This window comes from Streptomyces erythrochromogenes (assembly GCF_040684695.1).
Lineage (GTDB): Bacteria > Actinomycetota > Actinomycetes > Streptomycetales > Streptomycetaceae > Streptomyces > Streptomyces erythrochromogenes_C.
In genome coordinates, this window is record NZ_JBFBGM010000023.1 from 1 (window position 1) to 25885 (window position 25885).

Genomic DNA, 25885 nt, shown 5'->3' on the forward strand with positions numbered 1-25885 from the left:
TGTCCCCGCAGGACGAGCGCGCAACCACCGGGTACAGCCGAGACATGCCCGCACGCGCCGAGCCGAGGAGACACCCCTCGGCGGCACCGCGACCCACCCGCACCGAGCCCGAATCCCGCCCGGCCTCCCGCGAGGGAACCCGCACCGAGGCCGGATTCCGTCCCGCCTCCCGCGAGGGGAGCGGCGTCTACTCCTGCGGGAGGGCCAGACGGGTCGGCTGGAGGCCCGTCAGGAGGAGGGTGAGGGCCTCGTCGACCGTGGAGCCGAGGTACCAGTCGCCGGTGTGGTCGATGCCGTAGACGCGGCCCTCCCGGTCGAGGGCGAGGTGGGACCCCCCGTCGGCCTCGACCCCGAGGGGGCAGAGCTGGGTGGACAGGGCCCGCCCCAGGTCGGCGAAGGTGCGGGCGAGGTGGAGCCCGGTGAGGGGGTCGATCCGTATCGGGGTCGGGGCGATCTGGCGGCCGGGTCCGGCGGCGGTGACCGTGAGGCCGCCGAACTCCGCCCAGGCCTCGACCGCGGCGGGGAAGACCGTGTGCCGGTGGCCGGCGGGGGTGGTGTGGTCCCGGAGGGCGTCGGCCCAGTACTCGGCCTGTTTGGCGTCCCAGCGGCCCGGTTCCCAGCCGGCGGTCCGCAGCGCGGAGTCCACCGCGACCGGGAAGCGGGTGGTCGAGGAGCGGTCGTAGGAGGCGGAGGTGGTCGTCATGGCTACTCGGCTGGGGTGAGGTCGACGGGGCGTACGCCGAAGTGGGCGAGGAGGGCGTCGCAGGAGCGGCAGGGGGGTGCGTAGCTGCCGTGGAGGGGGTCGCCGTCCTCGCGGATGCGCCGGGCGGTGATCTTCGCGTGCTTGAGGGAGCGGCGGGCCTCGCTGGGCGAGAGCGGCTTGCGGGAGGCGCGCCGGGAACGCGCGGCCTCGACGGAGGCCAGGTGGCGGGAGATCAGTATCGCTTCGGGACATCGCCCGGTGAACCGTTCGCGCTGGCCGCTGGTGAGGGTGTCCAGGAAGTCCTGGACGAGGGGGTGGAGCGCGGGCGGCTGGTCGGCCTTGCCGGCGGTGCCGGTGAGCGTCTCGCCGCGGACGGAGAGCGCGGCGGCGACGGTGGGCAGGATGCCGTCCCGGCGGAAGCGCAGGACGGGTGGGACGGGCCGGCCGTCGCTGCTGCTCCAGCGCAGGCGGGGGTCGCCGGTGGCGCTGCCCGCTTCGGCGGGTGTGCCTGTCGCGTCGGCGGTGCCGTCGCCCGGTTCCGTACGTGTTGCCGTGTTCTGCATGGTCGCGCTTTCCCTCCCGTGGCGGCGGTGGTGACCGCTGTCGCGCACGCCCCCGTGCCGCGGGGACAGCCTGCCAAATGTCATCTGTCATACGGAAGCGGGGTCGAATTTTCGTATCAATTCGGATGTTCCTGGCCGTCGAGCTGGTGTGCGGGTCGCGGGCGGGGGAGCCTCTTGCCCCAGCGCATAGGCTGTGGTGAACCAGCCAGATCCAGCAGGGGGCTACCGCCATGACGACAGGTCGGCTCGGGCAGCAGGCCGCGCCACCCAACGCCGCTTACTCGGGGCAGGTCGTGCATTTCCCGGACCCGGTCCGGGCCGCTCGGCATCCCCGCGGAGTGCGGATGGACGGCGACGGGTATCCGGACTTCTCCGCCTACGCGCGCGCGGCCGTGGAGATCGCCGAGCCGCCCGAGGGCTTCGGCGTGGACGAGTTGCGGCTGACGGACTGCGTGTCCGCGAACGCGGCGATGAAGGCCGCCGGGCACGAGCTGTGGGACACCGTCGGGCCGGTGGCAACCCCGCACGGCTGGACCTGGCACCACGTGGCGGGTTCGCGGCGCATGGAGCTGGTCCCGGTCGAGGTGAAGGCGCTGCTGCGGCATCACGCGGGTCTGGCGACGGCTCCGGTGGACCACGACAAGCGCGGGACGCGGCCGTTGCAGGAGGTGCGTCCGGTCCACATCGGACTGCCGAAGTCGGTGGTGTCGGTCACCGAGAGCCAGGTGCAGGGCGTCGAGGAGGACCTCGGCTACCGGCTGCCGGAGGCGTACCGCTCGTTCCTGAAGGCGGCGGGCGGTTGCGCGCCGGTGGGCGCCGGCCTGGACGTCGAGCTCGGCCTGCTGGTGGACCAGCCGTTCTTCACGGTGCGTGAGGAGGCGGCGGTCAACGACCTCGTCTACGTCAACAAGTGCCTGCGCGACCACCTGACCAAGGACTACCTGTGCGTGGCCTTCGCGCAGGGCGGGCTGCTCGCGCTGAAGGTGAAGGGCGAGGGCATCGGATCGGTGTGGTTCTCCCCCTACGACGACGCGCGCGACCAGGACGGATGGTCGGTGCAGGAGCGCGTGGAGCGGCTTTTGCTGCCGTGCGGCGGTGATTTCGACTCCTTCCTGGAGCGGTTGGCGGGTAATCCGCCGGAACTGGAGACGGTGGCCGGTCTGATGGTGGACGGCGGATTCGCGCGTTCGGTTCCGGTGGCGCGTGCCGGTTCGGATGAGGGGTGACGGCGCGATGGTGACGTTTGCGCAGGCGCAGGAGCGCGCCGAGGAATGGATCAACGGGGACGTGCCCGCGTACCAGCACCGGGAGGTGCGGGTACGGGAGTTCGGGCTCGGGTTCGTGGTGTGGGCGGAGGACCGCGCGGCGGGTCCGGTGTCGGGGGGCGGCCGGCAGCGGCTGGTCATCGCCCGGGACAGCGGCGAGGTGACGTTGTGGCCGGGGCTGCCGGTGGGTGAGGTGATCCGCCGGTACGAGGAGGAGTACGGGGCCGCGGCCGTGAACGCGGCTTCGGAGGCTTCGGTTCCGCCGCCTCGGATCGACTCGGAGCAGACCTCGTTCATGCTGAGTCCTCCGGAGTGGCTGCAGGAGGCGGCGGACCGGGCGGGGATCGCGCCGCGGCCGGCCGCGACTGCTGCTGCGGCTTCCGCCTCGGCGTCCGCGGAGCCTGCCGCTTCGGCGTCCGGTACGGGTTCCGGTTCCGGTTCGGTTGTGGCGGCCGATGCGGCTTCGGCTGAGTCGGGGCCGGTTGCGGTTCCGGGTGCCGCGGACGCGGTGCCGCTGCGGCGCGGGGGCGAGATCCCGTACGAGCCGACGGCCAACGACGGGGTTCCGATCGGGGCCACGCCGTGGGCGGGTACCGATGTGAACTCCGGCTCGGACGACGCGTCCGTGCCGCTGCCGGCGACCGTGTTCGCGCCGCCGCTGTCCGGGTCGGACCTGGAGGACGCACCGTCGTCCGGGGTGGCCCCCGAGGCGAAGACGACGCTGATGCCGGGCGGCAGCCAGCTCCCGAGGACCGCCGTGGTGCCCGCGCTGGGGTCCTCCCCGCAGGACATCGCGGACGCGCCGACGAGCAGGGCCCGGGTCTCCCGGCCCGGCGCCGACGAGGCCCCGGGTGCGGGGCAGCCGTCGACGCCTCCCGGTCCGCCCGGGGCTCCGGGGTCGCTGGGCGGCGGGCTGGACCATGCCGCGACGATGCTGGCCGGTCCCGCTGTGACCGGGCAGCCGCCGGCGCCTCCGGGTCCGCCCGGGGCTCCGGGGTCGCTGGGCGGCGGGCTGGACCATGCCGCGACGATGCTGGCCGGTCCCGCTGTGACCGGGCAGCCGCCCGCGCCTCCCGGTCCGCCCGGGGCTCCGGGTGCGGGTGCGCCCCAGCCTCCCGGCCCGCCCGGACCTCCCGGTGCGCCCGGTGCGCCCGGTGGTGGAGCCCATCACGCTGCGACGATGCTCGCGGGTCCCGGCGTACCCCAGCCTCCCGGTCCGCCGGGGGCTCCCGGTGCGCCGGGCGCCCCCGGTGGCGGGCTCGACCATGCCGCGACGATGCTCGCCGGTCCCGGTGTGCCGCAGCCTCCCGGTCCGCCCGGCCCGCCGCCGGGCGGCCCCGCGGCGCAGCCGCAGGCACCGACGGGTGCGCCCACGGTCGGCCCCGGCTACCAGGCCGTGCTGCGCTACCGCGCGCCCGACGGTTCCGAGCAGCAGCTCATCCGCCGCTCGGCACCCGGTACCCCGCACCCGGAGTGGCAGATCCTCTACGAATTGCGCGCGATGAACGTGCCGCCGCAGCAGGTGCTGGAGCTGCACACCGAGCTGGAGTCCTGCGAGCTGCCCGGCGGTTACTGCGCCCGGATGATCCGGGAGACGTGGCCGCAGGTGCGGATCACCAGCGTGGCCCCGTACGGGAAGGACCACGCGGGCCGGCAGCAGGGCATGCGGCACCTGCTCACCCACCAGGGCGAGCTGCACCAGGTCGCGGACGGTCCGGCGCGCCCGGCGCCGGTCCGCGCGCCGCTGCCGCAGGTTCCGCTGCAGCCGGCGATCCCGCTGGACGCGATCGGGCAGGAGCTGGCGGCGGCGTTCGGGCCGCAGGGCGTGTTCCGTTTCGACCAGCGGGCCGTGTCCCGTCAGGGTGTGCCGGACATCGTGGCGCAGACGCTGATGTGGGCGGGCCTGCCGGTCGATTTCGGGCCGTTCTTCTGGGCGCAGGCGGTGCCGGGGCAGCCGGTGCCGACGCTGGCCGAGCTGGCGGCGCAGCGGCAGGTGCAGCCGGCGTCGGACGCGGGCTCGTACCTCGTGATCGGCAGCGACTTCGGCAAGGCGCTGTGCGTGCAGTACGGGACCGCGCACATCGTGGCGGTGCCGGTGGAGGGCGGTCCGGGCGGCGCTCCGGTACCGCCGCAGTTCGTGAATTCGAGCCTGCCGCAGTTCGTGCGCTCGATGGCGATGCTGGGTCACATGTGGCGGCTGCGGCAGCATCTGACGCCGGAGCAGGCGGGCCGCTGGACCGTCGACTTCCAGGCGAACCTGGCGGGGCTCGACAGTGCGGCGCTGTCGTCGCCGGAGAGCTGGTGGTCGGTGCTGCTGGAGCAGATGTGGGACGGGCTGTTGTGACGTAGTCCGTCCGATCGCGGTATCGCGGTATCGAGGCATGGCGTGATCGGTCGAGTGGCCGGGTCGGGACCCTCGGAGGGGGTCTCGGCCCGGCCATTCGGGCTTCAGGGATCAAATGGCGCATCCTTGACGGGAATCCCCGCGAGAGAGGCGCATCCAGGATGAGTGCACCCATTGCGACCGTGCGCGGTCGCGGCTACCGCATGGAAGACGTCGACCGGTATCTCGCCCGGCTCTCCGGGAGCCGCGACGAGGCCTGGGAGCGGGTGGCGCGGCTGACGGTCCTGGCCAAGCAGATGGAGGCGGAGGCGGCGCGGCTGCGCGAGGTCGTGGCCGGGCTCGCCCCGCAGACGTACGACGAACTGGGCGAGCGTGCCCGGCGGATCCTGCTGCTGGCGCAGGAGGAGGCCGAGGCCGTACGGACGGAGGCGCGGGCGGACGCGTCCGCGACGCTGGACGCGGCCGGGGCGCGTGCCGAGCGGGCGGCGGAGCTGGCGCGCGGTGACGCGGAGGCGGTGCGCGAGCAGACCGAGGTCCGGGCGCGGCAAGGGCTGTTGCGGGCGGAGCGGGAGGCGGACGACCTGCGGTCGGGGGCGCGCCAGGACGCTGCCGCGTGGCGGGCGGACGCGGCGGCGGCGCTGGCGAAGGTGCGGCGGCGGGCGGAAGCGGAGCGCGCGGAGCGGGAGCGGGAGCAGGGGGAGCGCTGGGAGGCGGCGGGGCGGGAGCTGGCGGCGCGGGAGGCGGAGCTGGACGCGCGCCTCGCGGAGTCGGAGCGGTACGCGGAGTCCGGGCTGGCGGAGGCGCGGCGGGGGTTCGCGGAGGCGGAGGAGGCGGCGCGGCACGGCCAGGAGGACGCGGAGGCGCGGGCCGCGGAGCTGGTGGCGCAGGCGCGGGTGGCGCAGGAGCGGGTCTCGCGGGAGACGGAGCGGGTGCTGCGCGAGCATGCGGAGGCGCAGGAGGAGATGCGGGCTCACATGGCGCACGTCAGGGCCAGCCTGTCGGCGCTGACGGGGCGGGCCCCGGCGGAGGGCTGAGGCCGCTGCCGCTGCCGCTGCCGCTGCCCTGGCCGGGCGGGGGCGGCGCGGGTGTGGCCGCCCGGGCCGGGGTGGGCCGGTGCCCGGGTCGGGCGGGGCCTGCGTCATCGCCCCCGCCGGGCGCGGCGGGTGGGGCCGGGGTGAGTCGCGTCCTCGCTCCCTCGGCGGCTGTCACAGCTGCTGGAGGAAGTCCTCGATCAGTGGGGCGATCTGCGGGAGGTGGGTCTCCAGGGCGAAGTGACCCGCGTCCTCGAAGACGTGGACCGCGGCGTCCGGGGCGTCGCGCAGGTACGCCTTCGCGCCCGCCGGGGTGAAGAAGGGGTCGCCGGCTCCCCAGACGACCAGGACCGGGATGCGGGCGTCGCGGAGCCAGGCCTGCCAGGCGGGGTAGTGGGCGAAGTTGGACGCGTAGTCGAAGGCGAGGTCGGCCTGGGCGTCGGTGCGGCCGGGCCGACCGAGGTGGTGGACGTCGAGGGTCCAGCTGTCGGGGGAGATCAGGGTGGTGTCGGCGACGCCGGTCTCGTACTGGAAGCGGGTGCCCTCCGGGGTGAAGAGGCCGCGGACGCGGTCCTCGTCGGCGGGGCGGCGCAGCCCGGCGAACTCGCGGGCGGTGTCGGAAAGGCCTTCGTCGTAGGCGTTGCCGTTCTGGACGATGAGGCCGGTGATCCGGTCGGGGCGGCGGGTGGCGAGCCGCAGGCCGACGGGGGCTCCGAAGTCGAAGACGTAGAGGGAGTACCGGTTCAGGGCGAGGGCGTCGGTGAAGCCCTCGACGATGTCGGCGAGCCGGTCGAAGGTGTGGGTGAAGCCGGCGGGGGTCGTGGTGTGGCCGAAGCCGGGGAGGTCGGGGGCGACGAGGCGGTGGGGGGCGTCGGCGAGGGCGTCCATGAGGCGGGCGAACTGGTGCGAGGCCGTGGGGAAGCCGTGCAGGAGGAGCAGCACGGGGCCGTCCGCGGGGCCGCTCTCGCGGTAGGCGACCTGCACCCCGTCCACGTCGACGGTGCGGTGCCGGATGGTGGGGATGGTGCGGCGAGCGGTCATCACATGCCTCCTGTGTCCTTGGTCCCATTAGTTTGGGGCCGTGATTGCTAATGGGTCAAGTAGGTGCACTAGCATTAGTGGGGTGACCTTTCCTCTGATCGGTGAGCACCTCGCCCTGGACCTCCTCAACACCCGGACCGCGGAGGGGGACCTCGTCGCCCGCCCGGCGGACCTCGCCGCCTGGCTCGCGGAGCAGGCTGGGCGGCTGGGTCCCGTCGAACTCGTCGGCGAGGCCGAGGTGGCCGCCGTGCGGGAGGTACGGGAGGCCGCGCGCCCGGCGCTCGACGCCGTACGGCGCGGTGAGCGGCCCCCGGCGCAGGCGCTGCGCGTGCTCAACGGGGCCTTGGCCGCGGCGCCGTCCCACCGGGTGCTGGCCTGGAGCGAGGACGCCGGCCTGGGCGCGGCCGTGCGCAGGGCGGCGGACCCCGCCCGGCGGCTCGCGGCCGAACTGGCCGACGCGGTGGCGGAGCTGCTGACCGACCCGAGGGCCGGACAGGTGCGGGAGTGCGAGGCGCACGACTGCCTGCTGTTGTTCCTGCCCGCGCACCCGCGGCGCCGCTGGTGCGTGGCCGGCGTCTGCGGCAACCGGGCCCGGGTGGCCCGCTACTACGCCCGCCACAAGGACGCCTGAGGCCCGTGCCGACGGCGGCCTAGTCGCGCGCGGCGGGCTGGGCCGGGATGGCGGGGCCCTCGTAGCGGTACGGGTCGCTGCGCAGGCCGCGGGAGGTGACCACCACCGTCAGGGGCGGCTTGGACGTCGGCGGCAGGGTGGCGGTCAGTGCGCCGGTCAGGGGGTCGGGGTGCGCCTCCAGCGCGGTGTCGTCGACGGTGAGGCGGGCGTCGGTGAAGCCGCCGCCCTCGACCGTGAGGCGGTCGCCGGAGACCGAGGCCCCGGTGATCACCGGGTTGGGGCGGGTGGCCATCTTGTTGACGAGGTAGGCGCCGGCCGGGGCGCCCGTGAGGGCCCAGATCTCCTCGGGGAGGCGGGGGAGGCCCGCACCCACGTCGGCGAGGAAGAAGAGGACGACGTAGAGCATCGTGACCGCGCTGAGGGCGACGTACTGGAGGTCGACGAGGTCGGTGCGTCCGCTGTCGTTCGCGATGAGCTCCCGCAGCGGGCGCCGGCCCGACGCGGTGGGCGGGGCCGCCGGTTTGGCGAGGCTGCCGCGCTCCACCCGCAGGCCGACGACCGCCTTGGCCGCGATCAGCGCCACGTACGGGCCGCCGAGCAGCGGGAGGTACACCGTGGTCAGGGTGGACAGCGGGCCGTCGGGGCCGCTGAAGTACCGTACGCCGCCGCCCGCGGTGAGGCCGTGTCCCAGGATGGCGAGCAGGAGCCAGACCAGGATCACCGTCCAGGCCAGGGCGAGTGCGGTCGAGGTGGAGAGCCGGCCGTCGCGGCCGGTGACGAAGGCCGGGTGGCGGCGCAGCCGCAGGCAGATCGGGCCGGCCAGTGCGGCCAGTAAGAGCAGTGCGCACAGCGCTGATGCCATGGTGTCCCCCCGGGGTGTCGGTGCTGCGTACGAGGGTCGCCGACTGCCCTGGTCATGACAAGGCGACACGGCGCGCGGGCCTCAGTCGTCGCGCAGTTCGGGGAGGACCGGGAACCTGCGGGGTGCCACCAGGAGGAGGACGAGGAGCGCGGCCACGGCGGCTGCCGTCGCGCCGAGGAAGATGTGCTCGACGGCCGCGGCCACGGCTGCGCGCAGGTGGTCGGCGGCGGCCGGGGGGAGCAGGCCCGGGTGCTCCAGGGCCTCGGCCACGTCGTCGAGGTGGTGCGGGAGCCCCGGTACGGGGGCGTCGGCCAGGCGGGCGGCGATGGTGGCGTTGGCGACGGCGGCGAGGAGGGCGGCGCCCACGCTCTGGCCGACCTGGCGGCAGAAGAGCACCGAGGCGGTGGTGGTGCCGCGTTCGGCCCAGCCGACGGTGGACTGGACGCCGACGATCAGCGGGAGCTGGAAGAGCCCGAGGGTGGCGCCGAGCAGCAGCATGATCAGGGCGGGCTGCCACGGCCGGGCGGGGTACGGGAGCAGGGTGAAGGAGAAGAGGACGAGCGCGGCCAGGGCGATGCCGACGGCCGCGGTGTTGCGGAATCCGATGCGCCGGTAGACGTGCTGGCTGAGGGCCGCGGTGACGGGCCAGCTGAGGGTCATCACGGACATGACGAGTCCGGCGCCGACGGGCCCGAGGCCGAGTACGGACTGGGCGTACGTCGGCATGAACACCATCGGGGCGACCATCAGCAGGCCGAGGGCGCCCATGGCCAGGTTGACGGCGGCGATGGTGCGCCGGCGCCACACCCAGCCGGGCAGGATCGGTTCCTCCGCCCGCCGTTCCACCCGGACGACCACGGCCGCCAGTACGGCGCTCGCACCCAGCAGGCCCAGCGAGGGGGCGGACAGCCAGGGCCAGGCGACCCCGCCCTGGACGAGGGCGAAGAGGAGCAGCCCGCCGCAGCAGAAGACGCCGAGGGCGCCCGCCCAGTCGACGCGGCCGCGGCGGCCCGGCGAGCGGACGGGCTCGGTCAGGTGGCGGGCGACCATCCACAGGGCGAGGGCGGCCAGCGGCAGGTTGATCAGGAAGATCCACCGCCAGTGGGCGTAGGAGGCGAGCAGCCCGCCGAGGGCGGGGCCGGCCACGGCCGAGGCGGCCCAGACGCTGGACATGCGGGCCTGGATCCTCGGTCGTTCCCTGAGCGGGTACAGGTCGGCGGCCAGGGTCTGGACGGTGCCCTGGAGGGCGCCGCCGCCGAGGCCCTGGACGACGCGGAAGGCGATCAGGGCGGCCATGTTCCAGGCCGACGCGCACAGCAGCGAGCCGAGGAGGAAGAGGGCGATGCCGAAGAGCAGGACGGGCTTGCGGCCGAAGGTGTCGGACAGCTTGCCGTACACCGGCAGGGTGACGGTGACGGCGAGCAGGTAGCCGGAGAAGAGCCAGGAGAAGACGGAGAAGCCGCCGAGGTCCCCGACGATCTGGGGGACGGCGGTGGCCACGATGGTGCTGTCGAGGGCGACGAGGGCCATGCCGAGCATGAGCGAGACGACCACGGGGGTCGGGGGGCGCCCCTGGGGCGGGCCGGCCGCGGCGTCGCCCGTGCCCTTGGCCGAAACGGCCGCACCGGGGGAGGCGCCCGCGCGCCCGGCGGGTATGCCGTCCGGACCTCCGTCCGTGCTGTCCGCTGCGGGCACCGAGATTCCTTCCCCTTGCACGTAGTTGCGGGGGACACCATCTCACCGCCGCCCTGCGGGCGGTATCCCTCAGGCCGCGTAGTCCGAAGGGCGGACAACCCCTAGGGGTCCCTCCGCACTACGGGCCAGGGGTCTTTCCTCCCGGCGGAGGAGGTGGAGGCGTCGGGCGTCTCCTTAACTGGACCATACGAACCGGGGGCGCGGGTGGGGATAACCCCCGGGCGGATACGGCTACGGGCACCAGCGCGCCGTGGGCCGCGGCGCCACAGACTTCATCACGGCGACGCAACGACACAGACGCACGCATTCGAAGAAGGAGAAAGACCGTGACAACGGCAATGACCGAAACCAGGCACGGGGGTACTGGAGGGCATGCTGCCGTCGCGGCCCGAGCGCGGAAGGTCGTCAAGGCCTACGGCTCCGGGGAGACGCGTGTCGTCGCCCTCGACGAGGTGGACGTGGACATCATGCGCGGCCAGTTCACCGCGATCATGGGCCCGTCCGGTTCCGGCAAGTCCACGCTGATGCACTGCCTCGCCGGCCTCGACACGGTGACCAGCGGCCAGATCCACCTGGACGACACCGAGATCACCGGGCTGAAGGACAAGAAGCTCACGCGGCTGCGCCGCGACCGGATCGGCTTCATCTTCCAGGCCTTCAACCTGCTGCCCACGCTCAACGCCCTGGAGAACATCACCCTCCCCATGGACATCGCGGGCCGCAAGCCCGAGGCGGAGTGGCTGAACCGCGTGGTGGAGACCGTGGGCCTGGCCGGGCGGCTCAAGCACCGTCCGACCGAGCTCTCCGGCGGCCAGCAGCAGCGCGTGGCGGTGGCCCGCGCCCTCGCCGCCCGCCCCGAGATCATCTTCGGTGACGAGCCGACCGGAAACCTGGACTCCCGTGCCGGCGCCGAGGTCCTCGGCTTCCTGCGCCGTTCGGTGGACGAGCTCGGCCAGACCATCGTCATGGTCACCCACGACCCCGTGGCAGCCTCCTACGCCGACCGCGTCATCTTCCTGGCCGACGGCCGGATCGTCGACGAGATGCACGCGCCCACCGCCGACCAGGTCCTGGACCGGATGAAGGACTTCGACGCGCGCGGGCGGACCTCATGAGCAACACCGTCCTGAAGACCTCGCGGCGCAACTTCGTCGCGCACAAGGGGCGGATGGCACTCTCGGCCGTCGCGGTCCTGCTCTCCGTCGCCTTCGTCTGCGGCACGCTGGTGTTCACCGACACGATGAACACCACCTTCGACAAGCTGTTCGCCGTCACCAACTCCGACGTGACGGTCAGCCCCAAGGCCGCCGAGAGCGGCGAGGAGACCCCCGACCGGGGCAAGCCCGAGATGCTGGCGGGCTCGGTCGTCGAGCAGGTCAGGAAGGCCGAGGGGGTCAAGGCCGCCGAGGGCGGCGTCGTCTCGATGGCCGTCACGGTGGTCAACTCCAAGAACGAGAACATGGGCTCGACCACCGGCGCCCCGACCATCGCGGGCAACTGGAGCGACAACGAGCTCAAGTCCATGAAGATCACCTCGGGTCAGGCCCCGCGCGGCCCCACCGAGGTGATGGTCGACGCCGACACCGCGAAGAAGCACGGCCTGGCCCTCGGTGACGAACTGCGCACCATCGCCATCACCGGCGACATCCGCGCGAAGATCACCGGCATCGCCGCCTTCACCGTCACCAACCCGGGCGCGGCCGTCGTCTACTTCGACACCGCCACCGCGCAGCGGTCGCTGCTCGGCTCGCCCGACTCCTTCACGCACGTCAACGTCACCGCGAAGGACGGGGTGAGCGACGAGCAGCTCAAGGCGAACATCGGACGCGCCGTCGGCGCGGACGCCTACACGCTGCAGACCGCCAAGGAAGCCGCGGACGCCAACCGCAAGGACGTCGGAGCCTTCCTCGACGTCATGAAGTACGTGATGCTCGGCTTCGCCGGCATCGCCTTCCTCGTCGGCATCTTCCTGATCTTCAACACCTTCTCCATGCTGGTCGCCCAGCGCACCCGCGAGATCGGCCTGATGCGCGCCATCGGCGCCGACAGCGGGCAGGTCCTGAAGTCCGTGGTCGTCGAGGCCTTCCTGCTCGGCGTGGTCGGTTCGGTCCTCGGCGTGGCGGCGGGCGTGGGCCTGGCCGTCGGCCTCATGGCACTCATGGGCCAGATGGGCATGCACCTGTCCACCGACGACCTGACGGTCGCCTGGACCACCCCCGTCGTGGGCGTCGTCCTCGGCATCGTCGTGACCGTCGTCTCCGCCTTCGTCCCGGCCCGCCGGGCCGGCAAGGTCTCCCCGATGGCCGCACTGCGCGAGTCCGGCACCCCGGGCGACAAGAAGGCGGGCCGGATCCGGGCCGCCCTCGGCCTGGTCCTCACCGCCGTCGGCGGCGGCTCCCTCTACCTCGCGGCGGTCGCCGAGAAGGCCGCGGCCGGATCCCTCTGGCTGGGCCTGGGCGTCGTCCTCACCCTCGTCGGCTTCATCGTGATCGGCCCGCTGCTCGCCGCGGGCGTGGTGCGGGTGCTCTCCGGCGTGGTCCTGCGGCCCTTCGGGTCCGTGGGCCGGCTCGCCGAGCGCAACGCCCTGCGCAACCCGCGCCGTACCGGCGCCACCGCCGCCGCGCTGATGATCGGCCTCGCGCTGGTCGCCTGCCTGTCGGTGGTCGGCTCCTCGATGGTGGCCTCCGCGACCGACGAGCTCGACCGGTCGGTCGGCGCGGACTACATCGTCGCCTCCGAGTCCGGCCAGCCCGTCCTGCCGCAGGCCGAACAGGCCCTGCGCGCCACCGCCGGCCTCGACCACGTCACCGCCTACCGCCAGGTCGAGGCCAGGCTGACCGCGCCCGACGGCACCACCGAGACGACGGAGCTCGGCGCGACCGACCCGACGTACGCCAAGGACATCCGGCGCAAGATGACGGCCGGCGAGCACGCGGCGGCCTACGGCGCGGGCTCCATGTCGGTCGGCTCGCTGTACGCCACCGCGCACGGCATCAAGCTCGGCGACGAGATGACGGTGGCGTTCACCGGCGGCAGCACGGTCAAGCTGAAGGTCGCGGCGATCACCAGCGACGAGGGCAACCTCGACAAGGGCATGAAGTACATCAGCACCGAGACCGCCCGGGCGAACGTCCCCGCCGACCGGATGCCGCTGCCCTTCATGATGCTGGCCACCGCGAAGGACGGACAGTCCGACGCCGCCGCGTACACGGCGGTCAAGGCGGCCATGGGCGAGTACCCGCAGTACGCGGTGCGCAACCAGGCCGACTACAAGCAGGCCCTGAAGGACCAGGTCGGCCAGCTGCTGAACATGGTCTACGGGCTCCTCGGCCTCGCCATCATCGTCGCGGTCCTGGGCGTCGTGAACACCCTGGCCCTGTCGGTGGTCGAGCGGACCCGGGAGATCGGCCTGATGCGCGCCATCGGCCTCTCCCGCCGCCAGCTGCGCCGCATGATCCGCCTGGAGTCGGTGGTCATCGCCCTCTTCGGCGCCCTCCTCGGCCTCGGGCTGGGCATGGGCTGGGGGGCCACCGCGCAGCAGCTGCTGGCGCTGGAGGGCCTGAAGGTCCTTCAGATCCCGTGGCCGACGATCATCGGGGTGTTCGCGGCGTCGGCCTTCGTGGGCCTGTTCGCCGCGCTGGTCCCGGCCTTCCGGGCGGGACGGATGAACGTACTGAACGCGATCGCGAGCGAGTAGCCGGCGCCGTGTTCGTACGGGGGTAGGCACAGGCCCGGGACCGCATCGGTCCCGGGCCTGTGCCTTTTCCGCCTCCGGTACGGGCCCGGCCGGGCCGGTCGGCCGGTCGGCCGGTCGGCCGGTCGGCCCGGCGGGTGGCGGCGCGCGGTCAGCCGGTGGTGTCGCGCTGCATCAGGACGATCCCGCCGGCCTCGCCCACGAGGGTGTAGCGCTCGCCGGGGTGGAGCTGGGAGGCGTACTGCGTCGGGTCCTCACCGGCCCACTTGTTGCCGTTGTCGATGGTGATCCAGTCGGGGACGACGCCCTTGCTGCCGCCGATCCACAGGACGCGGCAGCGCGAGGTCAGCCGGGTCAGCGGGGTGGTGTCCGCCTCCACGGTGGCCCCGTCGGGGATCCGGTCGAGGAGCTTCTCGATCGCGACGACGCGATCGGGCTTCTCGTACGTGGACGCCTCCGTGAGCTTGGCGGTCGGCATGCTGGTCATGGCCAGCGCGAGGGAGGCGGCGAGCACGGCCGTGGGCAGCTGGAGGGCGTAGGAGCGCAGCCAGGGCCGCTCCCCGCGCCGGACGGTGTCGATGGCGTCGACCAGGGCGAGGGCGACGACGGGCATCAGCACGGCGCTGTAGTGCCAGTCGGTCGACCAGTAGTGGTCGTCCCCGGACAGGAACCGCCAGCCGAGGGTGGGGGCGGCGACCAGCAGCAGCGGCGAGCGCAGGGCGAGCAGCCCGGAGGTGGGGATCAGCACCCACCCCAGCGTGGCCAGCTTCGTACCGGTGCCGGCGAAGGGCCCGGCCCCGTCGATCTTGTGCCAGTAGCCGTAGCCGTCGGTCGCGAAGGCCGGTATGAACACGGTGAACACCAGTACGGCGAAGACACAGGCGGCCGCGGCGACGGCGAGCGCGGTCACCGCGGTGCGCCGGTCCGCGGTCCGGCTGCGCCAGGCCACCACGACGGCCAGGGCGGCCAGCGTGAAACCCAGGTCCTCCTTGACGAGGAGCAGCGGCAGCCCCCACAGCAGGGCGGCCCGCCAGCGCCGGGCCAGGACCGCCTCCAGGGCGAAGGCCAGCAGCGGCACGGCGAAGGCGATCTCGTGGAAGTCGAACTCCACCGCCCGCTGCACGCCCCAGGACAGGCCGTACGCGACACCGACGGCGATGCCGCGGGGCCGGCCGAGGAACCGCGCGGCCGCCCGCGTGACCGGGACGGCCGAGAGCGCGAACAGCGCGGCCTGTACGACCAGCAGCGTGACGGGCCCGGGGAAGACCCGGTAGACGGGGGCGACGAGCGCGATGACCGGGCTGAAGTGGTCCCCGAGGATGTTGGCCCCCGGCCCCTTCAGGTCGGCCACGGGCACCTGGAGGTGGGCGTACGCGCGGATGGCCTGCTCGAAGATCCCCAGGTCCCAGGAGGCCCAGTCCATGCGCCGGAACCGGCCGACCGACAGGACGAGGTAGACGAGGAACAGCCCGGAGGCCACCAGCCAGGGTCCGGCCCACCGGGGTGCGGCCGCCCTCACGGGGGCCTGTGCCGCCGGTGCCGGGCGGGCTATGGCATCGCTCGTCACGGACTCGTGCTCCTCGGCCGTTCGGCATGAACTCCTGCGGTCAAGGACGCGGCGAGCTCAGGCGGTGGTTACGTGAACATCGTAAAGCGGGAGCAACGCCTCCAGGATGACGAGGGACCCGCGCCCGCGCGCCGCCGCCCGCGCCCGCGCGCCGCCGCCCGCGCCCCTGCCCGTACCCCGCGTCCCGCGCCATGACCCGAATCCCTCGCGCGTCGCCGAGGGCGCCGTCGTAGGGTGGGAACCCCCGGCCCGTACGACGTGTCGGGTCCTTCGCGTTGCCCCTCCACCGGACGGAAAGCCTCCTCATGAGCCTGCACGGACTGCTCGACGCCGTCACCCGGGACGCCGCCCTCACCGAGGCGGTCACCGCGGCCGGTGACGGCAACCGCATGCACGTGGACCTCGTCGGACCCGCCGCCGCGCGCCCCTTCGCGATCGCCGCGCTGGCCCGGCAGACCGGGCGGACCGTCCTGGCGGTCACCGCCACCGGGCGCGAGGCCGAGGACCTGGCCGCCGCGCTGCGTTCCCTGCTGCCGCCCGACGAGGTGGCCGAGTACCCGTCCTGGGAGACGCTGCCGCACGAGCGGCTCAGCCCGCGCAGCGACACCATGGGCCGCCGGCTGGCCGTACTGCGCCGCCTGGTGCACCCCAGCAAGGACGACCCGGCCGCGGGGCCCGTGAGCGTGATCGTGGCGCCCATCCGGTCCGTGCTCCAGCCGCAGGTCAAGGGCCTGGGGGAGCTGGTCCCGGTGAGCCTGCGGCAAGGGGCGACCGCGGACCTGGGCGAGGTCACCGAGGCCCTGGCGGCGGCCGCGTACGCACGCGTCGAGCTCGTGGAGAAGCGCGGCGAGTTCGCCGTGCGCGGCGGCATCCTCGACGTCTTCCCGCCCACCGAGGAACACCCCCTGCGCGTGGAGTTCTGGGGCGACGAGGTCGAGGAGATCCGCTACTTCAAGGTCGCCGACCAGCGGTCCCTGGAGATCGCCGAGCACGGCCTGTGGGCGCCGCCCTGCCGAGAGCTGCTGCTGACGGACGCGGTACGGGAGCGGGCCCTGGCCCTCGCCGAGGCGCACCCGGAGCTCGGCGAACTGCTGGGCAAGATCGCCGAGGGGATCGCCGTGGAGGGCATGGAGTCCCTCGCCCCGGTCCTCGTCGACGACATGGAGCTGCTGATCGACGTCCTGCCCGCCGGGGCGATGGCCGTGGTCTGCGACCCGGAGCGGGTACGGACCCGGGCCGCCGACCTCGTCGCCACCAGCCAGGAGTTCCTCATGGCCTCCTGGGCGGCCACCGCGGGCGGCGGCGAAGCACCCATCGACGTCGGCGCGGCCTCGCTGCGCGGCATCGCGGACGTCCGCGACCGGGCCCGCGAGCTGGACATGATGTGGTGGTCGGTCTCCCCGTTCGCCGCCGACCAGGACGCGTCCGGCTCCGACACCCTCAAGCTCGGCATGCACGCCCCGGAGGCCTACCGCGGCGACACCGCCCGCGCGCTGGCCGACACCAAGGGCTGGATCGCCGACGGCTGGCACACCGTCTACCTCACCGAGGGCCACGGCCCGGCCTCCCGCACCGTGGAGGTGCTCGCCGGCGAGGGCATCGCCGCCCGGCTGGAGCCGGACCTGGGCACGCTGGAGCCGAGCCTGGTCCACGTCGCCTGCGGCTCGGTCGACAACGGCTTCGTCGACCCGGTCCTGCGCCTGGCCGTGCTCACCGAGACCGACCTGACCGGGCAGCGCACCGCCACCAAGGACCTCGGGCGGATGCCGACCCGCCGCCGCAAGACGATCGACCCGCTGACGCTGGAGGCCGGCGACTACATCGTCCACGAGCAGCACGGCGTGGGCCGCTACGTCGAGATGGTGCAGCGCACGGTGCAGGGCGCCACCCGCGAGTACCTGCTGGTGGAGTACGCGCCGGCCAAGCGCGGGCAGCCCGGCGACCGCCTCTACATCCCCACCGACCAGCTGGAGCAGGTCACCAAGTACGTCGGCGGCGAGGCCCCGACCCTGCACCGGCTCGGCGGCGCCGACTGGACCAAGACCAAGGCGCGCGCGAAGAAGGCCGTCAAGGAGATCGCCGGCGACCTCATCAAGCTCTACAGCGCCCGCATGGCGGCCCCCGGGCACACCTTCGGCCCCGACACCCCCTGGCAGCGCGAGCTGGAGGACGCCTTCCCGTACGCGGAGACGCCCGACCAGCTCACCACCATCGCCGAGGTCAAGGAGGACATGGAGAAGTCGGTCCCCATGGACCGGCTGATCTGCGGCGACGTCGGCTACGGCAAGACCGAGATCGCCGTCCGGGCGGCCTTCAAGGCCGTCCAGGACGGCAAGCAGGTCGCCGTCCTCGTCCCCACCACCCTCCTCGTGCAGCAGCACTTCGGGACCTTCTCCGAGCGCTACAGCCAGTTCCCGGTCAACGTGAAGGCGCTGTCGCGCTTCCAGAGCGAGACCGAGTCGAAGGCCACGCTGGAGGGTCTGAAGGAGGGCTCGGTGGACGTGGTCATCGGCACCCACCGGCTGTTCTCGCAGGAGACGCGCTTCAAGGACCTGGGCCTGGTCATCGTCGACGAGGAGCAGCGCTTCGGCGTCGAGCACAAGGAGCAGCTGAAGAAGCTCCGCGCCAACGTCGACGTGCTGACGATGTCCGCGACGCCGATCCCGCGCACCCTGGAGATGGCGGTGACCGGCATCCGCGAGATGTCGACGATCACCACCCCGCCGGAGGAGCGCCACCCGGTGCTCACCTTCGTCGGCCCGTACGAGGAGAAGCAGATCGGCGCGGCCATCCGCCGCGAACTCCTGCGCGAGGGCCAGTGCTTCTACATCCACAACCGGGTCGAGTCCATCGACCGGGCGGCGGCCAAGCTGCGCGAGATCGTGCCCGAGGCGCGGATCGCGACGGCCCACGGCCAGATGTCGGAGCAGGCGCTGGAGCAGGTCGTCGTCGACTTCTGGGAGAAGAAGTTCGACGTGCTCGTCTCGACGACCATCGTCGAGTCCGGCATCGACATCTCCAACGCCAACACCCTCATCGTGGAGCGCGGCGACAACTTCGGCCTCTCGCAGCTCCACCAGCTGCGCGGCCGCGTCGGCCGCGGCCGCGAGCGCGGTTACGCCTACTTCCTGTACCCGCCGGAGAAGCCGCTCACGGAGACCGCGCACGAGCGGCTCGCGACGATCGCCCAGCACACCGAGATGGGCGCCGGCATGTACGTGGCGATGAAGGACCTGGAGATCCGCGGCGCGGGCAACCTGCTCGGCGGCGAGCAGTCCGGTCACATCGCCGGCGTCGGCTTCGACCTCTACATCCGCATGGTCGGCGAAGCCGTCGCCGACTACCGGGCGGCCGTCGAGGGCGGGGTGGAGGAGGAGCCGCCGCTGGAGGTCAAGATCGAGCTGCCGGTCGACGCGCACGTCCCGCACGACTACGCGCCCGGCGAGCGGCTGCGCCTGCAGGCGTACCGGTCCATCGCCTCGGCCACCTCCGAGGCGGACATCAAGGCCGTGCGCGAGGAGCTCACCGACCGCTACGGCAAGCTCCCGGAGCCGGTGGAGAACCTCCTGCTGGTGGCCGGACTGCGGATGCTGGCGCGGGCCTGCGGGGTCGGCGACATCACCCTCCAGGGCAACAACATCCGCTTCGGCCCCGTCGAGTTGCGCGAGTCGCAGGAGCTGCGCCTGAGGCGCCTCTACCCGGGAACGGTGCTCAAGCCCGCCACCTCCCAGGTGCTGGTCCCCCGCCCCAAGGCGGGCAGGATCGGCGGCAAGCCGGTGGTCGGCCGGGAACTGCTCGCCTGGACCGGCGAGTTCCTCACCGCCATCCTCGGCTCCTAGACGCCGGCGGCCGCGGCGGGGGAGCGGGGGCTCCCCGGCCGCGGCCCCCACCACGGCCGTGCCGTGCTGCGACCCTGCAACGGTTGCGCGCATCCCCTCACTGATGGCCGGGAACGCTGTATACCCTCAGACCCGAAACCCCTTCCGCACGGCCCGTCAGGAGCAGCGATGCACGGCCCCGGCCTTCCGCCGCAGCACGCCCCCCAGTCCCCTTCGGGCGGTGTGGTGACACTGCGCGTGGTGTTCATGCTGCTGCCCATCCTGAGCTGCGGCTTCCTGGCGTGGGGTTCGATGCTGCGGCTCGCGCTGGTCACCCGGAAGTCCCGGGACTGGGCGCTGCTGGTGCTCAGCGGTGTGCTGGCCGTCGTCTGGATGACGTTCATCCAGATCGACCCGACCCCCGACGTCAACGGCTGGCAGGGCAACCTCGGCGCCGGCGGCTCGATCCTCACCGGCTTCGCGGTCTGCGTGTACTTCCTCGTCGCCGACATCAAGTACCACGAGGCCCTGCGGTCCGCCGCGCCCGCCCCCTGGTACCCGGGGCAGCCCGCGGCCTACAACCCGCAGCAGACCTCGCCCTCCTACGGCTACCCGCACTCCCAGGCCCCCACCGTGGTCTCGGGACAGACGCCGGCCGTCCCGCAGGTGCCGCCGCAGCCGACCCCGCCCCCGCGCATCGGGCAGGTCCGCGCCGAACTCGACGAGCTCAGCGAGCTGCTGCGCAAGCAGACCCCGCCGCCCGGCGGGCACCACCAGGACCCGAACCAGACGCCCTTCCGGGACCCCCAGCAGTGACCGACCGCCTCATCGGAGACCGCTACCAGCTGGCGAGCATCCTCGGACAGGGCGGCATGGGCCAGGTCTGGACGGCGTACGACCGCCGCCTGGACCGCCGGGTCGCCGTCAAGCTGCTGCGCCCCGACAAGGTCGCCGGTCCCGGCACGGTCGCCGAGGAACTGCGCCGCCGCTTCGTGCGCGAGTGCCGGGTGACGGCGCAGGTGGACCACCCGGGCCTGGTGACCGTCCATGACGCGGGCAGCGACGGCGACGAGCTGTTCCTCGTCATGGGCTACGTCGAGGGCTCCGACCTCGCCGACCACCTCGCCGCCCACGGCCCCTACCCGTGGCAGTGGGCGGTCGCGGTCGTCGCCCAGCTGTGCTCGGTCCTGTCGGCCGTGCACGCGGTGCCGATCGTCCACCGCGACCTCAAGCCCCGCAACGTGATGGTCCGCCCGGACGGCACCGTCCTGGTCCTCGACCTCGGCGTGGCCTCCGTGATGGACACCGACACCACCCGCCTCACCAGTACCGGCACGCCCATCGGCAGCCCCGCGTACATGGCGCCCGAGCAGGCGATGAGCGGTGCCGTGGGCCCGTACACCGACCTGTACGCGCTCGGTGTGCTCCTCTACGAACTCCTCAGCGGCAACGTCCCCTTCGCCGGGTCCACCGCCCTGGGCGTGCTCCACCGCCACCTGTACGAGGCCCCGGTCCCGGTCCGCCCGCAGCGCCCGGAGGTCCCGCAGGAGCTGGAGGCGCTGCTGATGCGCCTGCTCGCCAAGGACCCGCAGGACCGCCCGTCCTCGGCGCAGGAGGTCTACGAGGCGCTCGCCCCGCTGCTCCCGGCCCGCGACGGCCGCGGCGCGTCCGGGCCGCTCGACCCGACCCGGCCCTTCGTACGGCCCCAGGCGCCCTGGCCGGACCGGGCCGCGGTGATCCCGCCGCGTCCGACCACCCCGCCGACGGCCGTGCCGACCGGAACCCCGGCGCCGCCCACCTCCGCGCCCACGCCGGTGCGGACCCCCGCGCCGGTCCCGGTGCAGCAGAAGCCCGACATCCCGGGCGCGGTGGACCAGGCGCGCACGCTCCTGGACCAGGGGCTGCTCACGCAGGCCGTGGACATCCTCGGCGGCATCCTCCCCGCGGCGGCCGCCGAGCACGGCGAGCACTCACCGGTGGTCCGCTCCCTGCGCAAGCAGTACGCGGCCACGCTGATGGACGACGGGCAGTACCGGCGCGCCCTGCCCGAACTGCGGCGCCTCGCGGAGGAGTTCCCGGCGGGCGACCCGCAGTCGCTGCGGTTCCGCTACGACGCGGCGCAGTGCCTGGAGCAGCTGGGCGAACCGGCCGCCGCGCTGGCGGAGTACCGCTCGCTGCTGCCGTACTTCGAGAACCGCTACGCCAACCCGGACCAGGCCCTGCCGCTGGAGATCCGCCGCCGGATCGCGCACCTGCTGCTCTCCCTCGGCGACCGCCCGGCGGCCCACGAGACCCTGGCCCGGCTGCTGTTCGACGCGGAGCGCCTGCACGGCCCGGCCCACCCCTTCCCGTCGGAGATACGCCGCACCCTGCAGTGGCTCAGCCAGGTCCGCTGAACGCCCGGACCGCCGAAGGCCCCGTCACGCCGGCCGGCGGCCGCGGCGGGTCCCGAGGGCGGTGACCGCGAGGAGCGCCAGGGCCACCGCCGCCACCGACAGCCCGGGGAGCAGCCCGGGCGGGCGGAAGGAGCAGGCGACCCGCGTGGTGCCGGCGTCGAGGGGGACCGCGACCAGCCCCAGATGGGCCGATGCGGGGCGGCCGTTGCAGGTCCAGCCGGCGATCGCCGGGACGGAGAGGACCGCGGTGCCCGTGCTGCCCGCGGGCAGCACGGCCCGCACCCCGGAGGAGCCGACGTCCACCGAGGTCGCGGCCGTGGCGCGCAGGGCGGCCGCCGCCGCGTCGAGGCGGGGGCGGTCCAGGCAGGACAGGGTCCAGCGGGGCGGCGGGGCCGCCTCGAAGACCAGCGCCGAGGAGGCGCCGCGGGAGACGCCCATCGGCTGGAGGGCCGCCCGGTTGCGGGGTGCGTTGCCGTTCAGCCGGAAGGGCGGGCCGTCGGCGAGGCGGGCCGTGGCGTTGTACTCCGGCGCCCACAGGTAGGCCTCGGTGCCCGCGCGGCAGACCCCGGGCGCGAGCGGGTCCTCGTACACGCGGGCGCCCAGCAGCAGTTCCTGGTTGGCGAAGGGCGAGTCGCCGTAGGCGGGGGGAGTGCCGGGCGGGCGGGTCGTCACCAGCGGGGGCACCTCGGCGCGCAGCACCGAGCCGTCCGGCCGGAGGCGGGCGCCGACCGCGAAGACGGCATCGGTGACCGGGTTGTCGATGCTCTGGACATTGCGGCCGCGGGAGGTCCAGCCGGCGCCGAGCGCGACCATCGTCCGGGTGAGGACGTCGGGCGTGTGGCTGCTGTAGTAGGAGCCGCCCTCCCCGCCCAGCAGCAGCGGGTCGTTGCCCGACAGGGCGGGCCGGCTGGGGTCGGTGCGGTACGCCGGCCAGCCCTCGGCGGCGGCCAGGGCCCGGGCGCGCGCGGTGTGGCTCCGCCCCCAGGACGGGTAGTCGTCGAGGCCGCCCAGTTTGCCCCGGTGGCCGAAGGCGGTGGTCGCCGCGGCCTGCGCGAGCAGGACCAGGGCCAGCACGGCGGCCGCCGGGAGCGCCAGGCGGCGGTGGCGCAGCGCCCACCAGGCCGGGCCGGCCAGCGCCAGGCCGGCCGCGAACAGCGCGAACCCCCAGTTCGTGGCCAGGGTGCTGCCGTGCGCCCACAGGGCGGCGGCCGCCAGCAGGCCCGTGCCCGCGGCCAGTGCGGGCAGCCGCGGCGGGCCGCCCTCCAGCGCGGTCCAGGCGGCGATGACGGCGATCCCGGCCAGGACGAAGGTCTGCCGGTAGGGGCTGCCGTTCGGGGTGGCGAACAGGTGCCAGGCCAGGTGGGTCGGCGCCCATTGCAGGGAGAGCGCGACGGCCGCCGTCAGCCCCGTCCACCACAGCCGGTCGCGCAGCGGCAGCGACCGGTGGAAGGGCAGCGCGGCGACCAGCAGCAGGGTGGCGGTGGTGACGAAGACGGCGGGGGAGGAGAAGGAGTACGTCCCGGGCAGCAGCCGTGCGAAGAGGTCCGCCCAGGACACCGGCCGGAACTCCTTGACCCATCCCGGGTAGGCCTGCCCCGAGCTGAGGAACAGCGGCAGCAGGACCGGCGCCGCCAGCGCGATGCCCGCCACCGTGGTGCCGGCCGCCCGCGCGATCACCGCGAGCCGGGTCCGCACGCCCTCCCGGGTCAGCACCACCCGTACCAGCAGCACCAGCGCGGCCCCGAGCGTCGCCATGTAGGCGGTGTAGAAGTTCGCCGTCCAGCAGACGGCGACGACCGCCGGGGCGAGCAGTACCCGCCGCCCGCGCAGGGCCCATTCACCGGTCAGGCACAGCAGGGGGAAGGCGATCAGCCCGTCCAGCCACATCGGGTTGTAGGAGGCCTCGATCACCGACCAGCCGCACAGCGCGTAGGAGGCGCCGAGCAGGCCGGCCGCCCACCACGGCCCCCGGTGCAGGGTGCGCAGCAGCCAGGCCATGGCCGCCGCCGCGGCCGCCGTCTTCAGCACGGTGACGACGTACACGGCCAGGTCGATGTCGGCGCGCGGGAAGAGGGCGACGAGGACGGAGAACGGGCTGGTCAGGTAGGTGCCGAGGTCGGGCAGGAAGCTCGTGCCGTATCCGGACTGCCAGTTGAACAGCAGTCCGCCCCGCGCACGGCCGTGCAGCAGGTCCCACAGGTGCGCGTGGAAGGGTACGAACTGATTGCCGAGGTCGTTGATGCTGCGGTGGCGCGATCCGTACGGGAAGACACGGGCGGCGGCGTCCCCGGCGCACACGGCCACCGCCGTGAGCAGGGCGGCGAGCGCCGAACCGGACAGACTGCGGCGGCGCGGCGAGCGGTGCGGTGTCGACATGGTGGGCCGACCCTGGCAGCACGGGGGGAAGCGGGGATGGCCGCGGAGTGGCTGCCACACGAACAGACACGTACCCCGGACACCCCGTGAATCGTTGGTCGAACCGGTGGCCCGGGCCACCCTTACTGCATACCATCGATCACCGCACGGCCCTTGTGCATTGACGCACAATCTCCCGGCCCTGGAGGCTCCTTTGCACCGTCGCACTGCGCTCTCCGTCTCCGCCGCCCTGCTCGTGGCGGCGCCCCTGCTGTCCGCCTGCTCGGGCGAGACCCGGCCCGGCACCGCGGCCGTCGTCGGCGGTGAACGGATCACCACCTCCGCTCTCCAGGCCCAGGTCAGCGACGTCCGCGCCGCACAGAACCGGTCCGAGCAGGCCGCCACCCTCATCGCCAACACCCCGCAGCTGGAGCGGACCAAGCTCGGCAAGATGATCCAGCTGCGGGTGCTGGAGCGGGCGGCCGAGGACGCGGGCATCACGGTCACGACCAAGGAGATCGAGGACGCCCGCAAGGCGCAGGAGGGCGACAAGGGCGCGGCGGCGCTGGAGCAGCTGGCCCTCCAGGCCCGCGTCCCGCTGGCGCCCGGGCAGATCGACGAGGACCTGCGCTTCCGGCTGCTGCTCGACAAGCTGAGCGAGCGCTTCGGCGAGGAGAAGATCATCGAGCCGCTCACCAAGGCGGCGGAGGCCCTGCACATCGAGGTGAACCCGCGCTACGGGGCCTGGGACGCCAAGCAGGTCGGCCTCGGCCCGGCGGACACCGCGTGGATCACCCAGCGGACCCGGCCCGAGCAGGAACCCGCCGGAGCCTGACGTCCCGCGCCGGAGGTAGGTTCGGAGGGTGACCGACCACTCCCAGTCCACCGCCGCCGCCGAGCCCACCGGCCGCATCGTCCTGCTGACCACCAGCCACCGGGTCGCCCCCGGGGTGCTGTCCTGGCCGGCGTGGCAGACCCTGCACGCCGCGGACCGGGTGCTGTGCGCCGACCCCGGCCACCCGCAGCTGCCGTACCTGCGGGAGGCGGGCGTCGAGGTCGAGCAGACCGCTCCGGACGCGCAGGAGCTGGTGGCGGCCTGTGCGGGCGGCCGTACCGTCGTGGTGCTCCCGAGCGGCGAGGGCGACCAGCGGCTCACCGACGGGCTGGCCCGGCTGGCCGGCTCCGGCCGGGTCCCGATGCCCGACCTGGAGCTGCTCCCCGGCTCCTACGACCTGCCGGGCGCGCGCCTGCTGGACCTGGTCCAGGTGATGGACCGGGTCCGCCGCGAATGCCCGTGGACCTCCCGGCAGACCCACCGCGGCCTGGCCAAGTACGCGATCGAGGAGGCGTACGAGCTCGTCGAGGCGATCGAGGACGGGGACCGGGAGGAGCTGCGCGAGGAGCTCGGCGACGTACTGCTCCAGGTGGTCTTCCACGCCAGGATCGCCGAGGAGGGGATCCCGGCGGGCGCGGACGGCGGGGACGACGAGGACGCCGGGGACGACGAGGAGGCCCTGGGGGCCTTCTCCATCGACGACGTGGCCGGGGCGCTCGTGCAGAAGCTGATCCACCGGCACCCCCACGTCTTCGGCGACGCGCAGGCCGAGACCCCGGAGGACGTCCACGCGCACTGGCAGCGCACCAAGGCGGTCGAGAAGCGGCGGGAGTCGGTCACCGACGGGGTCCCGGTGGGCCAGCCGGGCCTCGCGCTCGCGGCCAAGCTCGCGGGCCGGGCCCGTGCGGGCGGCGTGGCCGTGGAACTGCCCCGCGGTGAGGGCATCGGGTACGAACTGCTGGAACTGGCGGCGCGCGCCGAGGCGGAGGGCGTCGACCCCGAGACAGCGCTGCGCGCGGCGGCCCGCGTCTACCGGGACGCGATCCGGGCGGCCGAGGGCGTCGCAACCCCCGCGCGGTAGTTCC

18 protein-coding genes are annotated in these 25885 nt (G+C 73.9%); 11 read left to right on the forward strand and 7 right to left on the reverse strand.

The genetic code is table 11. The annotated features are described in order from the left end of the window. Window positions 1-187: 187 nt before the first annotated feature. Together AB0O53_RS27990 and AB0O53_RS27995 are read right to left on the reverse strand one after the other, a co-directional pair. Window positions 188-703 (reverse strand): SUKH-3 domain-containing protein, encoded by a 516-nt coding sequence (locus AB0O53_RS27990; RefSeq protein WP_350994253.1) that lies wholly within the window; start codon window positions 701-703, stop codon window positions 188-190. Between the two features lie 2 nt (window positions 704-705). After that, complete coding sequence (locus AB0O53_RS27995) at window positions 706-1266, reverse strand: YwqJ-related putative deaminase (protein ID WP_350994251.1); 561 nt, start codon at window positions 1264-1266, stop codon at window positions 706-708. A gap of 230 nt (window positions 1267-1496) precedes the next feature. On the opposite strand from AB0O53_RS27995, the gene AB0O53_RS28000 reads away from it, so the two are divergent. The 3 genes from AB0O53_RS28000 (at window position 1497) to AB0O53_RS28010 (ending at window position 5909) form a co-directional block, all read left to right on the forward strand. After that, the gene (locus AB0O53_RS28000) at window positions 1497-2492 is read left to right on the forward strand and encodes an SMI1/KNR4 family protein (RefSeq protein WP_350994249.1); all 996 of its coding nucleotides are present in this window, start codon (window positions 1497-1499) and stop codon (window positions 2490-2492) included. A gap of 7 nt (window positions 2493-2499) precedes the next feature. Next, on the forward strand, window positions 2500-4875 hold the full coding sequence (locus AB0O53_RS28005; protein WP_365199184.1) for an SUKH-4 family immunity protein: 2376 nt from the start codon (window positions 2500-2502) through the stop codon (window positions 4873-4875). Window positions 4876-5036: 161 nt separating this feature from the next. Continuing rightward, window positions 5037-5909, forward strand: coding sequence for a cellulose-binding protein (locus AB0O53_RS28010; protein ID WP_350994245.1), 873 nt, complete (start codon window positions 5037-5039; stop codon window positions 5907-5909). A 171-nt stretch (window positions 5910-6080) separates the two neighbouring features. Here AB0O53_RS28010 and AB0O53_RS28015 read toward each other — a convergent pair whose 3' ends face one another. Further along, window positions 6081-6947, reverse strand: a complete 867-nt coding sequence (locus tag AB0O53_RS28015) for an alpha/beta fold hydrolase (protein WP_350994243.1) — start codon at window positions 6945-6947, stop codon at window positions 6081-6083. Between the two features lie 82 nt (window positions 6948-7029). Here AB0O53_RS28015 and AB0O53_RS28020 point away from each other — a divergent pair, with 82 nt between their 5' ends. Beyond that, window positions 7030-7578: a CGNR zinc finger domain-containing protein gene (locus AB0O53_RS28020; RefSeq protein ID WP_350994241.1), complete on the forward strand. Its 549-nt coding sequence runs from the start codon at window positions 7030-7032 to the stop codon at window positions 7576-7578. A gap of 19 nt (window positions 7579-7597) precedes the next feature. Here the strand turns inward: AB0O53_RS28020 and AB0O53_RS28025 are convergent, their stop codons facing one another. Together AB0O53_RS28025 and AB0O53_RS28030 are read right to left on the reverse strand one after the other, a co-directional pair. Then, window positions 7598-8440: a hypothetical protein gene (locus tag AB0O53_RS28025; RefSeq protein ID WP_350994239.1), complete on the reverse strand. Its 843-nt coding sequence runs from the start codon at window positions 8438-8440 to the stop codon at window positions 7598-7600. A gap of 81 nt (window positions 8441-8521) precedes the next feature. Further along, the gene (locus AB0O53_RS28030; RefSeq protein ID WP_350994238.1) at window positions 8522-10135 is read right to left on the reverse strand and encodes an MDR family MFS transporter; all 1614 of its coding nucleotides are present in this window, start codon (window positions 10133-10135) and stop codon (window positions 8522-8524) included. Between the two features lie 338 nt (window positions 10136-10473). Between AB0O53_RS28030 and AB0O53_RS28035 the strand changes: the two genes are divergently transcribed. Next, window positions 10474-11250, forward strand: coding sequence for an ABC transporter ATP-binding protein (locus AB0O53_RS28035; protein ID WP_276566535.1), 777 nt, complete (start codon window positions 10474-10476; stop codon window positions 11248-11250). Further along, window positions 11247-13832, forward strand: a complete 2586-nt coding sequence (locus AB0O53_RS28040) for an ABC transporter permease (protein WP_365199189.1) — start codon at window positions 11247-11249, stop codon at window positions 13830-13832. Before AB0O53_RS28035 ends, AB0O53_RS28040 begins: the two co-directional genes overlap by 4 nt. Before the next feature lie 148 nt (window positions 13833-13980). On the opposite strand, the gene AB0O53_RS28045 is transcribed toward AB0O53_RS28040, so the two are convergent. Further along, window positions 13981-15396 (reverse strand): DUF2079 domain-containing protein, encoded by a 1416-nt coding sequence (locus AB0O53_RS28045; RefSeq protein WP_403138401.1) that lies wholly within the window; start codon window positions 15394-15396, stop codon window positions 13981-13983. A gap of 305 nt (window positions 15397-15701) precedes the next feature. Here AB0O53_RS28045 and mfd point away from each other — a divergent pair, with 305 nt between their 5' ends. The 3 genes from mfd to AB0O53_RS28060 all read left to right on the forward strand — a co-directional run bounded on the left by mfd (window position 15702) and on the right by AB0O53_RS28060 (window position 21610). Continuing rightward, on the forward strand, window positions 15702-19235 hold the full coding sequence (gene mfd / locus AB0O53_RS28050) for a transcription-repair coupling factor (RefSeq protein ID WP_365199192.1): 3534 nt from the start codon (window positions 15702-15704) through the stop codon (window positions 19233-19235). A 168-nt stretch (window positions 19236-19403) separates the two neighbouring features. Further along, on the forward strand, window positions 19404-20030 hold the full coding sequence (locus tag AB0O53_RS28055; RefSeq protein WP_350994233.1) for a hypothetical protein: 627 nt from the start codon (window positions 19404-19406) through the stop codon (window positions 20028-20030). Window positions 20031-20086: 56 nt separating this feature from the next. Next, window positions 20087-21610, forward strand: a complete 1524-nt coding sequence (locus tag AB0O53_RS28060) for a protein kinase domain-containing protein (protein WP_435886686.1) — start codon at window positions 20087-20089, stop codon at window positions 21608-21610. Window positions 21611-21634: 24 nt separating this feature from the next. On the opposite strand, the gene AB0O53_RS28065 is transcribed toward AB0O53_RS28060, so the two are convergent. Beyond that, complete coding sequence (locus tag AB0O53_RS28065; protein WP_365199197.1) at window positions 21635-23986, reverse strand: YfhO family protein; 2352 nt, start codon at window positions 23984-23986, stop codon at window positions 21635-21637. Window positions 23987-24179: 193 nt separating this feature from the next. Here AB0O53_RS28065 and AB0O53_RS28070 point away from each other — a divergent pair, with 193 nt between their 5' ends. After that, a complete protein-coding gene (locus AB0O53_RS28070) occupies window positions 24180-24800 on the forward strand; it encodes a SurA N-terminal domain-containing protein (RefSeq protein ID WP_350994227.1) in 621 nt (206 codons plus the stop codon). A gap of 28 nt (window positions 24801-24828) precedes the next feature. Further along, window positions 24829-25881 (forward strand): nucleoside triphosphate pyrophosphohydrolase, encoded by a 1053-nt coding sequence (locus AB0O53_RS28075; protein WP_350994225.1) that lies wholly within the window; start codon window positions 24829-24831, stop codon window positions 25879-25881. Window positions 25882-25885: the final 4 nt, after the last annotated feature.

What these genes read in the sequence shown, in the direction of transcription:
- AB0O53_RS27990 (WP_350994253.1), bottom strand. Translation starts at nt 703, where the DNA reads ATGACGACCACCTCCGCCTCCTACGACCGCTCCTCGACCACCCGCTTC.
- AB0O53_RS27995 (WP_350994251.1), bottom strand. Translation starts at nt 1,266, where the DNA reads ATGCAGAACACGGCAACACGTACGGAACCGGGCGACGGCACCGCCGAC.
- AB0O53_RS28000 (WP_350994249.1), top strand. Translation starts at nt 1,497, where the DNA reads ATGACGACAGGTCGGCTCGGGCAGCAGGCCGCGCCACCCAACGCCGCT.
- AB0O53_RS28005 (WP_365199184.1), top strand. Translation starts at nt 2,500, where the DNA reads ATGGTGACGTTTGCGCAGGCGCAGGAGCGCGCCGAGGAATGGATCAAC.
- AB0O53_RS28010 (WP_350994245.1), top strand. Translation starts at nt 5,037, where the DNA reads ATGAGTGCACCCATTGCGACCGTGCGCGGTCGCGGCTACCGCATGGAA.
- AB0O53_RS28015 (WP_350994243.1), bottom strand. Translation starts at nt 6,947, where the DNA reads ATGACCGCTCGCCGCACCATCCCCACCATCCGGCACCGCACCGTCGAC.
- AB0O53_RS28025 (WP_350994239.1), bottom strand. Translation starts at nt 8,440, where the DNA reads ATGGCATCAGCGCTGTGCGCACTGCTCTTACTGGCCGCACTGGCCGGC.
- AB0O53_RS28035 (WP_276566535.1), top strand. Translation starts at nt 10,474, where the DNA reads ATGACCGAAACCAGGCACGGGGGTACTGGAGGGCATGCTGCCGTCGCG.
- AB0O53_RS28040 (WP_365199189.1), top strand. Translation starts at nt 11,247, where the DNA reads ATGAGCAACACCGTCCTGAAGACCTCGCGGCGCAACTTCGTCGCGCAC.
- mfd (WP_365199192.1), top strand. Translation starts at nt 15,702, where the DNA reads ATGAGCCTGCACGGACTGCTCGACGCCGTCACCCGGGACGCCGCCCTC.
- AB0O53_RS28055 (WP_350994233.1), top strand. Translation starts at nt 19,404, where the DNA reads ATGCACGGCCCCGGCCTTCCGCCGCAGCACGCCCCCCAGTCCCCTTCG.
- AB0O53_RS28060 (WP_435886686.1), top strand. Translation starts at nt 20,087, where the DNA reads ATGGGCCAGGTCTGGACGGCGTACGACCGCCGCCTGGACCGCCGGGTC.
- AB0O53_RS28065 (WP_365199197.1), bottom strand. Translation starts at nt 23,986, where the DNA reads ATGTCGACACCGCACCGCTCGCCGCGCCGCCGCAGTCTGTCCGGTTCG.